Below are 14,543 nucleotides of genomic sequence, written 5' to 3'. Positions count from 1 at the left end.
ATTTTGATTTTAATTGAATGGATTGTACCCGGAATTTTTACCCAATGACTTATCTAAAATATCTGAGGAGTGAAGTCGATGAAGTGGTCGAAACGAATGAGTGCGTTGCTGCTAAGTGGAACACTACTGGTCGGAAGCTTGGGTTCAGGGTCCGAAGTATCGGCTGCTGGTGCTTATACGGCTGTGGCAGATCCATCGAAACAATATCAGACGGTGGAAGGTTGGGGAACATCGCTGGCTTGGTGGGGCAAGGTGGTTGGTGAATATTCAAATCGGGATGAATATGTAGAGAAAATGTTTAATCCTGCGACAGGAATTGGCATGAACATTCTGAGATATAACATCGGAGGCGGGGATGACCCTTCATCCAATGTGCTTGAATATCGTAAAGCGGTTCCTGGTTTTCAACCTTCTCCAGGCGTGTACGATTGGACTGCCGATGCAAACCAGCGTTACATGCTGCAAGCTGCCAAGGCACAGGGAGTCAACATTATTGAAGCTTTTGCTAACTCGGCACCTTACTGGATGACGATCAGTGGCGGTGTCTCGGGTGCGCCGAATGGCGGTAATAACCTCAAGCCGGATTATTATGATGATTTTGCTGATTACTTGACGGAGGTTGTGGAGCATTTCCGGGATCATTGGGGCATTACATTTGATACGGTGACTCCACTGAATGAACCCATTTCGAATTGGTGGAAGCAAGGGAACGATCAGGAGGGCATGCACTTCGGCCTCGCTGAGCAGAATGCGATTCTAAGTCAGGTTCAGGCATCTTTGATTGCCAAAGGACTAACCACCAAGCTAAGTGCACCGGAAGAAAACAATCTGGATGATACCAACACTTCCTATAAAAGTTACAGCACTGCCGTCCAGTCAGCGATCAACCAGATTAACACACATACGTATAATGGTAGCAACCGGACAGCACTGCGTAATACGGCAGCATCTGCGGGCAAACATTTATGGACATCCGAATACGGAGATGGAGATGCAAGTGGTCTTACCATGTCACGTATCATTCTGAAGGATATGCGTAACATGGGGGCTACGGCTTGGGTGTACTGGCAGGCCGTAGATAGTGCGGAAGGCTGGGGATTTTTCAAAAATGTGCTGAACAATACAAAAACGACCAGTTATACGGTTAATCAGAAATACTATGTTATGGGGAATTACAGCAAATTTATTCGTCCAGGTTACAAGATCATTGGTATGAGTGATGCGAATACGCTTGCGGCGTATGATGCGGCATCCGGCAAAGTGGTACTGGTTACGACAAACTCGGAATCCACCGATACTTCGGTAACCTATGATTTGAGTCGGTTCTCAAGTGTAGGTTCGTCCGTACAAGTGTACCGCACTTCGGCAACGGAGAAATTACAACAGCTTACGAACATACCGGTCCAAAACAAAAAGTTTACAACGACGTCTAAAGCGAATTCGGTAACTACTTATGTGATCTCTGGCACAGCCTACAGTGGCAGCACAGGGTATGAAGCAGGGGCTATTTACAAGCTTGTTAACCGTAACAGCGGCCTTGTACTGGATGTGAAGGGTGCTTCCTCAGCTGGAGGCGCGACCATTATTCAATGGAATGATAACGGAGCAGCCAATCAGCAATGGAAGCTGGAGCCGGCAGGCAACGGATATTACAACATCCGGAATGTTGGCAGCGGATTGTTGCTTGATGTCAATTCCGGTTCCACACAGGGCGGAGCATCGCTAATTCAGTGGCAGGCTAACGGAGGTTATAACCAGCAGTGGCTACCGATTGATGTAGGCGGATATGTTGTTTTGGCGAATCGTAACAGTGGCCTTACTGTCGATATTAATCAAGGATCGATGAGTGCGGGTGCTTCTACGATTCAATGGGAGGATAACGGCGGAGCGAATCAACAATGGAGTCTGGTTAAGGTGAACTAGAGTACAATCCCCGCGATAGTGGCATGATGCACGAGGAACAGCTTGCTTATAGCAGGCTGTTTTTCATTTCCCATACTGTGCAGCCATGGCTTGTAACTTGGAGCGAATTTGATCACGGACCTGTGGGGGATGCGTCACATGGGCATCTGTTCCCAAGCCAAGAAAGAAACCGACCACCCAAGGGGTGTAGCTTGTGCCTATATGAGCATGAATTGTACCTGAGCCGTCCTCGTTGACCTTCAAAAATTGTGATAACCACACATCGGATTGACATCTTCGCACGCCTTCTGGCGACAGTGAGACTTTAAGTTCCAGTGGTGTTTCCAGATCCTCACGTATGATCCATTCTTGAATATTTTCTTCGTTCAGGTCGACTTTTTGGCTCTGATCCACTTCACATTGCAGCCCACTAACCCGGTCAACCCGAAATACACGATGATCCATTGCACGAAAACAATAGGCCCTACAATACCATAAACCATTCATCGTATACAGTCCAAGAGGTTGAATCAATCGATCCTGGACTGAGCTTGCTTCATAGCGAATTTGTACGATTCTCTGTTCCAATGCCGCCTCCAATAGTTCCTTCAAGTAAGGAACATCGAGTTCATGCGGTGGTACCCAGAATGTGAGTCTTTGCTGCATCCGTTCAATTTTATGTTTGAGGTCACTGGATAAATAATGGAAAAACTTGCGTAACGCACTTTGTACTTCATTGTTAAAAGGTAGAGATTTATAGTTCTTTAACGATTGAGCGGCAAAAAACAAAGCCATAGCTTCATGCTCGGAAAAACTGATGGGTGGGAGCACCTTTTCACGTAAAACACGATAACCACCATGAGGACCCACTTCGGAATAAAGGGGGATGCCCAGTTCGCTTAATTCCGCCAAATCTCGAATCATAGTTCGACGTGATACTCCGCATTCATCGGCCAGTTCTTGTACGGTAAACGTTCTGCGTTCATTCACTAACATAATTAACTGAACAAGCCTTTGCGCTTTGTGCATATATACTCCCTAAAATTAATTTATAATCATGCCATTACTTGTCACTATTATCTATTATGCTTAATTTCGAAGTCAAGATATGTTGCCTTCGATTCGTGATATAGAAACTTTGGGAGGAATAATAATGAATGAAGTAACGGTTATTGGTTTAGGAGCGATGGGGGGGGCTATAGCTCAAACATTACTGGAAAAGGGATATCATGTGACTGTATGGAATCGTACAGCGACAAGGGCAGATTCCATCGTTAAAAAAGGAGCGGTACTCACTTCTACGGCAGCTGAAGCGATTCGTGCTAGTCAAATATCGATTATCTGTGTGTCTGATTACAAGACTTCATATGAAGTACTGGATGTAGAAGACGTACATGCGGCCTTGTCGGGGCGAGTGCTCATCCAACTTACTACAGGAAGCCCTGAACAGGCTCAAAAGCAGGAAATCTGGGCAAACACCCATGGTGCTGCATATATAGATGGAGCAATAGCGGCTGCCCCAACCCAGATCGGTGGCTCTCATGCAACCATCTTCACTTCTGGATCGGTGGAAGCTTTTGATCAAGTAAAGCCGGTTCTCGGTGCACTAGCAGGTCATGTTCCTTATTACGGAGAACAGGTTAGTGCGGCTGCTTCAATTGACCTGGCATTCCTCTCTTATCTGTTTGGATCATATCTTGGATTCTTCCACGCATCACGAATTCTGGAGTCTGATGGTTTGCGTATTGATGATTTTGGTTCTATGATTGCTGGAGTCTCGCCTATGATTGGCTCCATTCTTCAATACGAAGGTGAGGTCATTCAACATTCCAAATACGAAAATCCACAAAGTTCTCTTCAGATGTCCATGGTAACGGTTGGTCTGCTCATGGAACAGGCAAGTGAGAAGAGTATGAATAACGAGTTTCCGTTGTTCTTGCAAAACATGTTTCATAAAGCTATAGAAGCTGGTTATGGCGAGCAAGATATAGCATCACTTGTGAAAACGATGCGTTAACAATTCAATAGAGGGCATTTATCTTGAAGAATAAATGCGCCGATCTATTCAATCGAATATCTAAAATTAGTTATAAATTACTCGCGACCATTCCCGATTAGCCAGGGGGTGGTCTTTTTTACTCCTCTTAACTCATTGTGATCATTCTATTATATGACTTGGTTAGATCTAGTTGACGTAGTAAAATAACACAGGGACTATAACATACATAAATGGAAGAGATTTCGCATGTAAAGGAGATTACATATGAATACATTATTTACATTTGACACGTTTCCGCAAATAGAAACAGAGCGATTTGTGCTCCGTGCAGCAACAGACAGTGACAGTGGGGATCTGCTGGCACTGTACTCAGATGAGACTGTCGTCGAATATATGCCCTTCACACCCTTCGAATCCGAACAGGATGCATTAGATGAGATGAGCTGGTATAAGAAGATTTTCAATCAACAGACGGGTTTACGCTGGATGATCGAAGATAAGCAGTCTCATCAAGTCATTGGAACGTGCGGATATCTGGAGTATGAAGAGCAACATCATCGCGCAGAGATTGGTTATGATCTGCTTTCATCGTGCTGGGGCAAAGGGGTGATGACTGAGGTTGCTCGAGCTGTGCTGGAATTTGGATTCAACCAGATGCAATTGAACAAAATTGAAGCGAAGGTGGACCCGGGGAACGAGGCGTCCATTCGTCTACTGCATAAGCTGGGGTTCCGGCAGGAAGGTCTGCTGCGGCAGCATGAGTTTGAGAAGGGCAGATACGTCGATCTCGCTGTTTTCTCGAAGCTACAGAGTGACAACTAGCCCCTGTCCTCCATTTCCGTGTTCATCCCCATATTCAACTCCCATCTCAGTCCTTGTCACCCAACATGTGATGTCTTGTCCCGTGAATCAGGCTCATGTTATATTGGAGAGATGTGAGGGGATGAGAATATGAAGCTGGTGTCCTGGAATGTGAATGGACTTCGAGCGTGTGTGAATAAAGGATTTATGGAGTATTATCAACAAAGCGAGGCCGATATTTTCTGCCTTCAGGAGACGAAATTACAGGCTGGACAGATCGAGATGGATTTGGGCGAAAACGTCTATCAGTACTGGAACTATGCGATCAAAAAAGGATACTCCGGCACGGCTGTATTCAGCCGCATCAAGCCCTTGTCTGTGTATTACGGTATGGAAGAGGACAGCGAGCCGGAAGGCCGGATGATTACGCTGGAGTATGATGCCTTTTATCTGATTAATGTCTATACACCTAATGCCAAACGTGATCTGACCCGGCTGCCTTACCGTCTGGAGTGGGAAGACCGCTTCCGGTCCTATGTCCTGCAACTGGAGCAGACGAAACCTGTAATCATCTGTGGGGATCTGAACGTGGCTCATCAAGAGATAGACTTGAAGAACCCGAAATCGAATATGGGCAACTCCGGATTTACGGATGAGGAGCGCGGCAAGATGACCGACCTGCTTGCATCAGGATATGTGGACAGTTTCCGTCATCTGCATCCAGATCAAACCGATGTGTACAGCTGGTGGTCATATATGCCTAAGGTCAGAGAGCGGAACGTGGGCTGGCGCATTGATTATTTTCTTGTGTCCAATCAGCTTGCACCAAGTGTAGCCGAAGCCTATATCGACTGTCATATCATGGGCAGTGATCATTGCCCGGTAGGCGTTAAGCTGAAACTGTGAGAACACACACTTAGCAAACAGAACCTGACAACCGTTTGTATCCCGATAAAGGGATGCAGGCGGTTTTTTACGTTATCCTGCGCCTCAGAGGTAGGGGAGAGGAACTGGACTTTGGTTGGGGAAAGGACTGGACTCCGGATTGTTTCAATCCCGCCATTTCTTGGGTACGATTGAATCATACATATATTATAAATTGAATTGTTCAATGATACAGAAGGAGGAGGGTTGGTTGAAAAAGTTCAAAGTCATCACCCGATTCCTATCCATACTTGCAATAAGCTGTCTGTTATCCTTGACGGTGTTATCGTTGTCGGTCATCTGGATTGACATACCGTAGGTGCGTACACGTTATTCAGCAGACAAGGGAGTTCAACTAAAAGAAGGGGGGATTTTCAAGCTGCATATAGAAGCGTACTTCTGAGGAACGAATGTGATTTGGAAGAATGACAACATAAAACAACTAGAAGGAGTGATTTTAATGGCGAAAAAGAAAAAAGTTTTGCTGGCCTGCGCTGCGCTGGCTATGATGGTGGCTTTAAGTGCGTGCAGCAGTGCTGCTGACGAGCCCAAAGGTGAATCTGAGAAGGTAAATAGTGAAGCAACATCTGGAACCGCTGAGCCAGCTGTCACAGAAAACACAAGCGAAGCAGCGACAGGTACAGATACAGGAGCCGCATCCACGCCGACAACTTCGGAATCATCTGCAAATAAAGGTGAAAGTAGTGCGGTGGACGGCATGCCGGAACACTTGCCTAAAGATTTCCCATTACCAGACGATGCCAAGATTACCACAGCGACTTCCGGAGAGAATGAAGGGAAGAAATCAGCAATGATGATTTTTACCACGGAACAGGACATGAAGACGGTATCGAAACTGTACAAGGATTATTTTACAGAGAAGAAGCTGGCAGACTCAGGACAGCTGATTGATGAAAAAAATATTGTTATTCAAGGGACTGATCCGGATACGAAGCAGGAATGGTCTATGATCGGTGGAGCACTGGCGAGTCAGGAAGGTGTCGTTGAACTCACGTTAACCTGGTCTGAGTCGTAAAATCAAAATAGAATCTTTATTCATGAAATTGTTTATTTACCCACACCTTGTGGTGGTACAGCATTAAAGCTGTCCCTCTGCAAGGTATTTTTGATTTACATCTGGAAACCTGACAAGTTACATGTTATGTTATATCCTTAGATAGACTTATAGACAAAAGATTCAGACAGGGAGAGGATTAAACATGATTAGAGTTGGTATCGTAGGTTACGGTAACTTGGGTAAAGGTGTCGAGAAAGCAATTACCCAGAATGATGATCTAGAGCTGGTTGCTGTATTTACACGTCGTAATCCAGAGCAAATGGTGGCTGAAGGTACAGAAGTTCGCTTTGAGCATATCTCTGCGGCTGAGCAGTACATAGGCAAAATCGATGTCATGATCTTGTGCGGTGGTTCTGCGACGGATTTGCCAGAGCAGACACCTGTGATCGCCAAGATGTTTAATACCGTAGATAGCTTTGATACCCACGCAAAGATTCCTGAGTTCTTTGAAGCTGTGAATGCGGCGGCTGAGCAAGGCGGACATGTAAGCGTGATTTCAACAGGCTGGGACCCAGGCTTGTTCTCGATGAATCGTCTTCTCGCGCAATCTATTCTGCCGGAAGGGAAAGAGTATACATTCTGGGGCAAAGGGGTTAGTCAGGGTCACTCCGATGCCATTCGTCGTGTACCTGGCGTGAAAGCGGGTGTGCAGTATACGGTTCCTGTAGAAGAAGTGATTGACCGCATTCGTTCAGGTGAAACACCAGAATTGTCCACACGTGAGAAACATCTGCGTCAGTGTTATGTGGTAGCAGAAGAGGGTGCGAACCAGGATGAGATTCGTGAAACGATTGTGAATATGCCTAACTATTTCTCGGACTACGATACGACAGTTACCTTCATCAGTGAAGAAGAATTGAAATCCGAGCATGCAGGTATGCCACATGGTGGCTTCGTTATTCGCAGTGGAATTACAGGTAACGGACAAAAACAAATTATCGAATTTGGTCTGAAGCTCGACAGCAATCCAGAGTTCACCGCAAGTGTACTTGTGGCATATGCACGTGCGGCGCAGCGTTTGAGCAAAGAAGGACACAAAGGCGCGAAGACGGTATTTGATATCCCGCTGGGTCACCTTTCTCCAAAATCCGCTGCGGATCTCCGTCGTGATCTGCTGTAATCTTAGTTAGTTTGGTAAATAGTCTTAGAAAAATAGCTAGTCCTTCGGTGGAAGGACTAGCTATTTTTCATTGTGCGCGTTTTTTAGCGCCAATGGGAGGGTTTACTCAAATGGTCAGGTAGCAAGGTATCCGCACTTCCCATAGCAGCGTTCAGCTGAGACTGTGTCAGGAAAATTCCGCCGCGTAGATCGGCTCCCCCAAGATCTGTATCCCGCAAGTCTGCACCAATCCAATCGGCGTTTCGTACATCGGCGTTACGCAGGTTCGCCGCAATCATAAGCGCGCCCCGGAAGCTTGTACCTCTCAGGTCTGCTCCTTGCAAGTTAGCCCCCAGAAAATCCATTCCACTGCGTTTCTTGCCTTTGGGTTTTCCTTTTGCTTTTGTTGTTGCTGGAGCACTGCTACGTACGATCTCACTAGCCTGAATCAGCAGGGTATTCACATTTGCTCGATGGCTCGTGATGTCCAACTGTAGCAGAGCTGCCGGTTCCAGATCACTCAGACGCGCTACATCAGGATAGGCTTTTTCCAGTGAGGCATGTAGGGAAGACGTATCGGGCCGCATCATAACCTCTCTCATATAACTGATCAGCTCATGAATTTGACGTAGTACAGGCAGGCACTCATACATTTCACGGGCCGTTTCGGGGTGGCTACGCCAGCTTCTGTCCGCATACGTCACTTGTGACAGCTTTTGACCTGCGCCAAAACAGTCATACACGGTGCAACCTTTGAACCCCTTCTGTCGAAGCTGGGTGTGGATACCACATCGGTAGTCCTCCCGCAGATTGGGGCAAGGTGTACCGCTGGACTTGTCAAAAGCAAAGTCAGAGGATTTGCCATAAGGCAAGGCCACGCAACATAATCCGTAACACTGCTCGCAGTCTGCTTGCAGATGAGGATGTTCAATGTAGTTTAAAGAATGGTTAGACAACATACACACTTCCTTATCATCAAGAAAAAATTGATTTTAAATTCAAATGTACCGATAGATCATGTCATGTTCACTTTACCATTGGAAGGAAGTCACTTCAATGAAAATGAAATGGACACCATCTTTTACGACCCGGTTTGGATAACCATGCAAAGAATTATATTATGTTAAAATATGAAAACAGTATCATGAGTTAGAAAAAATATGGACTTACCACGAATGGAGGTAGCAGAACATGGATGAATTCAAGATACGTCAAGCTACCCAGGAAGATCAGGAGCAGCTGGCTAATTTACGGGCACTGGTGCTGTATGATGATTTGACGCGTTTAGGGCGCTATGATGAGACTCGGGTGAGGGAACGCTTCCGCAATACGTTCCAGCCGGAACATACACAAGTGTTGGAACTGGAAGGAACATTAATTGGATGTGTGTCATTAAAACCGGGAGATGGAGAGTTTTTGCTGGAGCACTTCTACATTGATCCGGACTATCAGGGCAGGAAACTAGGCACAAAGGTGCTTAACATGTTGCTCGAACAGGAATCAGTCAAGGGCAGACGTGTGACGTTAAACGTGTTGCAAGGAAGTCCAGCGAAGCGTTTATACGAACGATTTGGGTTTACGGTGGATGATGAAGATGAAGTAGATGTGTTCATGTCTAGAGATTATCAAGGGATCTGGACCTCTAATAGTTGAGTATATTGCACGATAAAAAAAAGAAGCCCCTTCTCTACTATGCCGCTAGGCGACCATTGCATGAGAAGGTAAGGCTTCTTTTTGTATGAATCATTTAAAAATGCGGTGAAAAAAATTACACGACGCCTTGGGCAATCATCGAATCGGCTACTTTGAGGAAACCAGCAATGTTTGCTCCAGCAAGCAAGTTGCCTTCGCAGCCGTATTCTTCAGCTGCTTCTACGCAGCTTTTATAAATATTTTTCATAATGTCATGCAGTTTGGCATCGACTTCTTCAAATGTCCAGGACAACCGCATGCTGTTCTGTGACATTTCAAGAGCGGACACGGCTACACCGCCGGCGTTCGCAGCTTTTGCAGGGCCAAACAGTACGTTAGCACCAAGGAATACATCAATGGCAGCCAGAGTGGACGGCATATTCGCTCCTTCACCAATGGCTTTGACACCGCCTTGAACCAGAAGGTTTGCCGCTTGCTCGTCGATTTCGTTCTGTGTTGCACACGGCAGCGCGATATCACAAGGGATAGACCAGATGCCCTCGAAGCCTTCGGTATACGTCGCATGCGGGTGTTCTTTGACGTATTCGCTGATCCGCAGACGCTCAACCTCTTTCAGACGTTTTACCGTATCCAGGTTAATGCCTTGCGGATCATGTATGTAACCGCCGGAGTCGCTGCATGCTACAACGCGAGCACCAAGCTCCTGCGCCTTCTCGATAGCATAGATGGATACATTGCCGGAACCGGAGACAACAACGGTGCTGTCCTTGAAGCTAAGTCCTTTGGATGCAAGCATTTCATTAACGAAGTATACGCAGCCATATCCCGTTGCTTCTTTACGTGCGAGACTTCCACCATACAACAGACCTTTGCCAGTCAGTACACCTGCTTCATGTCCGCCACGAATTCGTTTGTACTGACCAAACATGTAACCGATCTCCCGAGCGCCTACACCAATATCACCCGCAGGTACGTCAGCGTCCGGACCGATGTATTTGTACAGCTCTGTCATGAAACTTTGCGTGAAACGCATGATTTCCTGATCCGATTTTCCTTTTGGATCAAAGTCAGAACCGCCTTTACCGCCGCCGATTGGCAGGCCAGTCAGTGCATTTTTGAAAATTTGCTCAAAGCCCAAAAATTTGATGATGCCCGAGTATACCGATGGGTGGAAACGAAGTCCGCCTTTGTAGGGGCCAATCGCGCTGTTGAATTGTACACGGAAACCGCGATTCACCTGAACTTTACCTTGATCATCGACCCAAGGCACACGGAACGTGATAACCCGTTCCGGCTCAACAAGTTGCTCTAGCAGACTGTGGTTTCTGTATTTGGGATGTGCTTCGATGACGGGGATCAGTGAATCCAGGATTTCCTTAACAGCCTGATGGAATTCATTCTCGTTCGGGTTTCTTGCGATAACTGATTCATAGACGGAATGAACATATGCTGCGGCAGTAGTAACTTGAGATGACGTTGAACTTTCTTTAGTAATCGTGGACACTTTTTCAATGCACTCCTTTATCGTGTTAAAGTCTGTAGATACCTATTTGTACAATTTGCATAAAAGTTTGTAGTTAAATATACAGGAAAGGAAATAAAAATACGAGACAAAAATCCATAAAATGTTTTTTATGAGGCAATTAAAATGTTCTATAGATCTATCATTAAATGTAAAGAATATCGTGAAATGTTGGATAATATACCCAAAGTATAGAATTAAAATCCAAGTTAGCGGAATTGATTGGATTAATAATTTCATTTTGGTAAGATGGTAAGAAGGGCTCGTAATTCGGGCTCTTTTATTATAAGAAGGAGGACAACAGGATGATGATGGTTAACAACAAGCGAATCAACGTGGAGAACAAGGCATGTATAGGAGGTGAGATCTACTATGAACCGTAGGACTCCACTTGACAATTGCAGAGAAATGCTGGTGAGTCAGCTGTTGACCCTGGGCGAAGAGAAAAGAACTTTTCTTGACGCTTATTTTGACGTGCGTAATCCCGAGCGTATACTGCTGGATAAACAATTAACAGCCTATACAGACCGAGTAGAGCGATTACTTGCTGGTCCGGATGAGCTGTTAAGTTCCGTTGTGCTGATTGGTAGTCAGATTGAACTGGAATATGTCGATTTTCATACATCGGATAAGTTAACGATTGTTATGCCAGAGGAAGCAGACCCGGACGAAGGACAGATTTCATTCCTTTCTCCTGTGGGACGTCAACTGCTTCTGGGGAACAAAGGCGAAATGAGAGCCATCTCTACCCCTTCGGGTGACATGAAAATACGTATAGCAGACATTCAATGGGCTTTTGAACAAAGCTCAGAGCTGGTGCAGGAGCTTGAGCAGGCTGATGAGGCGAAACCAAATCCGCTGCAAGGCTTGACTCAGGGAGGTGCAAATCATGCACTTTAAAGAAACGGATCTGCCAGGCATTGGACGTAAATACTGGCTGCATACTCGCAGCGGGGAGCATCTTGTCATCGTGGTTCATAATGATGAGCGGCGTGATTTATTCCATATGGAATCTGGAGATCAAGCGGAAGATCTTGGAGATATGGTCTCTCTTGTAACCCTTGACGATGATGAGGCAAGAGCCGTAGCTGCTATAGTCGGTGGTATGACGTATAAACCTCAGTTCCAGAACGAACGGGAAGTTATGCTGGAAGGGTTGCTGATTGAGTGGCTACGCATCGAACCCCATGCGGCGTGCATCGGGAAGACGATTGGAGAGATGAACATCCGTCAGGTTACCGGTGTGGCGATCCTGGCGGCTGTTGACAAAGAGAAACAGAAACAATTCAACCCCGGGCCAGAGTATGTGTTCACCAGTGGGGCGACAATTGTTGTTGCTGGTGAACGCGACCAGCTTAAGCAGCTCAAACAATTGTTGACCGATGGGCGGATGTAGCGTATGGATATGCTCATATTTGAAGTGGGGGTTGCCATTGCGCTGATTACACTTACGGGATTAATATCTGCACGACTACGATTTTCGGTTATTCCATTTTACATTCTGGTCGGTATGGCCGTTGGACCGCATGCACCACAGTTTGGCATTGTGGATTTACGATTTATCGAAAGCTCGTCTTTTATTGAATTTATGGGCAGGCTGGGTATTTTATTTTTATTGTTTTATCTGGGATTGGAATTTTCGGTCTCCCGGTTATTAAAATCGGGGAAAGCCATCCTCACCGGTGGCATATTCTATGTGGCTCTCAATTTTGTCTCAGGTTTGCTGCTGGGCTGGTTCATGAATCTGCCACTACAGGAAACGATGGTCGTATGCGGGATCATGACCAGTTCGTCGACGGCTATCGTTGCCAAAGTGCTCGTGGATTTGAAACGTACCGCGAATCCAGAGACAGAAATTATTATGGGCATGATTATGTTTGATGACTTGTTTATTGCCATTCATATTTCGATTTTGACTGGACTTGTGCTTAGCGGAGCAACTTCATTTGGAAGTGTCCTGCTGGTATCTCTCTCGGCTTTGCTGTTTATTGTACTGTTCCTGATTATTGGCAGGAAGAGTATTAAATATATCGATAAAGCATTGAACATTAAGTCCTCGGAGTTATTCCTGCTTACGATTATGACATTGCTCTTCCTCGTAGCAGGATTCTCGGAAACCTTACATGTGGCAGAGGCTATCGGTGCGTTGATGATCGGCCTTGTGCTTGGGGAATCCAGACATGTTGGCCGAATTGAGCAGCAGATTATGCCGTTCAAAGACTTTTTTGGTGCCCTGTTTTTCTTCAGCTTTGGCCTGACCATTGAGCCATCCTCCCTCGGTGGAGCTGTAGGGATGACTCTGATTGCCGTCGTGCTGACGATTCTGAGTAACTTCGGTGCAGGCATGATTGCAGGAAAAATGGCTGGAGTATCGAACAAGGCCTCGTTAAATGTGGGCTTTACCCTGGTATCTCGGGGCGAGTTCTCGATCATCATGGCGAACATCGGCAAGGCTGGAGGTCTGATGGCATCCATTCAATCCTTCGCTGTGTTATACGTGTTAATTCTGGCTGTCCTTGGGCCTATTCTGACGAAAGAATCTCCTCGCCTCTATGCGAGGTATGAACGATTCCGAAATCGGGAGAAACGCAAGGAAACTGGATAAGGGTTAGAGAAGCGCGTCGCACGTTGCGGGAGAATGGAATTTCTCTCAAGGTGCGGCGCTTTTTTATGCGATATAAAGCAGGACTTTAGATGTGATTTTTCGAAAATATATTTAAATATTTTAAAAATTATGTAAAATAATGTTATTCGTTGTCTGTGACAAGGAAGAGCTATATTTTAGAATCACAGCCAAAATGATAGGGGGGGAATAACACATTGAGCAAGAAAAGTAGATTCCAGCGTTTCAGAAGGTCTGCCACAGGTATACTGCTCGGTCTTGTTTTGTTTGCTTTACCTGCATCTGCTGCTTGGAATGATACATATCAAGGGTATGCAACATACACGGGCTCGGGATACTCGGGTGGTGCCGTACTGCTGGATCCAATTCCAGCAGACATGAAGATTACTGCACTCAATCCATATCAGCTTAATTATAATGGTGTCAAAGCTGCTCTAGCTGGAGCTTATCTGGAAGTGCAAGGTCCCAAAGGAAAAACCGTGGTGTATGTAACGGATTTATACCCGGAAGGATCCAGCGGAGCACTCGATCTCTCACCGAATGCGTTCAACCAGATCGGTGATCCTCAAGCAGGGAAGATCAATATCAGTTGGAAAGTAGTCAAAGCACCGATTGAAGGGAACGTATCTTATCGAATTAAGGAAGGCAGCAGTCAGTGGTGGGCAGCCATTCAAGTCCGTCATCATAAATATCCGGTGCTGAAGTTTGAAGTGAGGCAGAAGAACGGCTCATGGCTTAATCTAGAAAAGCAAGATTATAACCATTTCCTTGGCACGGGATTAGGTAAGGAAGAATTAAGTATTCGGATCACCGATATTCGTGGTAAAGTGGTGTATGATTCCATTCCGGCTCTGCCAAACGATGGATCAGGCGGTGCATATATCGTACCGGGTAACGTGCAGTTCCCGGACTAAATGAAATGTGCATCAAAATAAGTATGAT

Annotated in this window: 14 protein-coding genes; 11 read left to right on the top strand and 3 right to left on the bottom strand. The window is 45.8% G+C overall.

Translation table 11 applies throughout. The features are described from left to right. Positions 1-78: 78 nt before the first annotated feature. Entirely contained in the window at positions 79-1,923 is a 1,845-nt protein-coding gene (locus M3629_RS11525) for a glycoside hydrolase (RefSeq protein WP_251506129.1), read from the top strand. A gap of 63 nt (positions 1,924-1,986) precedes the next feature. Here the strand turns inward: M3629_RS11525 and M3629_RS11520 are convergent, their stop codons facing one another. Then, positions 1,987-2,931 carry a helix-turn-helix transcriptional regulator gene (locus M3629_RS11520; RefSeq protein ID WP_251506126.1) on the bottom strand — a complete coding sequence of 315 codons (945 nt, stop codon included), beginning with the start codon at positions 2,929-2,931 and terminating at the stop codon, positions 1,987-1,989. A 124-nt stretch (positions 2,932-3,055) separates the two neighbouring features. On the opposite strand from M3629_RS11520, the gene M3629_RS11515 reads away from it, so the two are divergent. The 5 genes from M3629_RS11515 to M3629_RS11495 all read left to right on the top strand — a co-directional run bounded on the left by M3629_RS11515 (position 3,056) and on the right by M3629_RS11495 (position 7,824). Next, positions 3,056-3,919 carry an NAD(P)-dependent oxidoreductase gene (locus M3629_RS11515; protein WP_251506123.1) on the top strand — a complete coding sequence of 288 codons (864 nt, stop codon included), beginning with the start codon at positions 3,056-3,058 and terminating at the stop codon, positions 3,917-3,919. 246 nt (positions 3,920-4,165) lie between these two features. Further along, positions 4,166-4,723 (top strand): GNAT family N-acetyltransferase, encoded by a 558-nt coding sequence (locus M3629_RS11510; RefSeq protein WP_251506120.1) that lies wholly within the window; start codon positions 4,166-4,168, stop codon positions 4,721-4,723. Positions 4,724-4,852: 129 nt separating this feature from the next. Further along, on the top strand, positions 4,853-5,608 hold the full coding sequence (locus M3629_RS11505) for an exodeoxyribonuclease III (RefSeq protein ID WP_251506117.1): 756 nt from the start codon (positions 4,853-4,855) through the stop codon (positions 5,606-5,608). Positions 5,609-6,086: 478 nt separating this feature from the next. Continuing rightward, entirely contained in the window at positions 6,087-6,662 is a 576-nt protein-coding gene (locus M3629_RS11500) for a hypothetical protein (RefSeq protein WP_251506109.1), read from the top strand. 184 nt (positions 6,663-6,846) lie between these two features. Next, the gene (locus tag M3629_RS11495; protein WP_251506106.1) at positions 6,847-7,824 is read left to right on the top strand and encodes a diaminopimelate dehydrogenase; all 978 of its coding nucleotides are present in this window, start codon (positions 6,847-6,849) and stop codon (positions 7,822-7,824) included. 83 nt (positions 7,825-7,907) lie between these two features. Here M3629_RS11495 and M3629_RS11490 read toward each other — a convergent pair whose 3' ends face one another. Further along, a complete protein-coding gene (locus M3629_RS11490; RefSeq protein ID WP_251506103.1) occupies positions 7,908-8,762 on the bottom strand; it encodes a pentapeptide repeat-containing protein in 855 nt (284 codons plus the stop codon). 232 nt (positions 8,763-8,994) lie between these two features. Between M3629_RS11490 and M3629_RS11485 the strand changes: the two genes are divergently transcribed. Beyond that, a complete protein-coding gene (locus tag M3629_RS11485; RefSeq protein WP_251506100.1) occupies positions 8,995-9,456 on the top strand; it encodes a GNAT family N-acetyltransferase in 462 nt (153 codons plus the stop codon). A 115-nt stretch (positions 9,457-9,571) separates the two neighbouring features. Here the strand turns inward: M3629_RS11485 and gdhA are convergent, their stop codons facing one another. Next, the gene (gene gdhA / locus M3629_RS11480) at positions 9,572-10,960 is read right to left on the bottom strand and encodes an NADP-specific glutamate dehydrogenase (protein WP_418792660.1); all 1,389 of its coding nucleotides are present in this window, start codon (positions 10,958-10,960) and stop codon (positions 9,572-9,574) included. A gap of 390 nt (positions 10,961-11,350) precedes the next feature. Between gdhA and M3629_RS11475 the strand changes: the two genes are divergently transcribed. The 4 genes from M3629_RS11475 to M3629_RS11460 all read left to right on the top strand — a co-directional run bounded on the left by M3629_RS11475 (position 11,351) and on the right by M3629_RS11460 (position 14,515). Then, positions 11,351-11,878, top strand: a complete 528-nt coding sequence (locus M3629_RS11475; protein WP_090915211.1) for a GreA/GreB family elongation factor — start codon at positions 11,351-11,353, stop codon at positions 11,876-11,878. Beyond that, positions 11,868-12,374, top strand: coding sequence for a cation:proton antiporter regulatory subunit (locus M3629_RS11470; protein WP_251506097.1), 507 nt, complete (start codon positions 11,868-11,870; stop codon positions 12,372-12,374). The genes M3629_RS11475 and M3629_RS11470 overlap by 11 nt, the downstream gene beginning before the upstream one ends. 3 nt (positions 12,375-12,377) lie before the next feature. After that, the gene (locus tag M3629_RS11465; RefSeq protein ID WP_090915209.1) at positions 12,378-13,583 is read left to right on the top strand and encodes a cation:proton antiporter; all 1,206 of its coding nucleotides are present in this window, start codon (positions 12,378-12,380) and stop codon (positions 13,581-13,583) included. 215 nt (positions 13,584-13,798) lie between these two features. Beyond that, positions 13,799-14,515, top strand: a complete 717-nt coding sequence (locus M3629_RS11460; RefSeq protein WP_251506094.1) for an expansin EXLX1 family cellulose-binding protein — start codon at positions 13,799-13,801, stop codon at positions 14,513-14,515. Positions 14,516-14,543: the final 28 nt, after the last annotated feature.

Source organism: Paenibacillus polysaccharolyticus, assembly GCF_023714295.1.
GTDB classification, from domain to species: Bacteria; Bacillota; Bacilli; order Paenibacillales; family Paenibacillaceae; genus Paenibacillus; species Paenibacillus polysaccharolyticus_A.
This window is presented reverse-complemented; position numbering and strand designations above follow the sequence as displayed.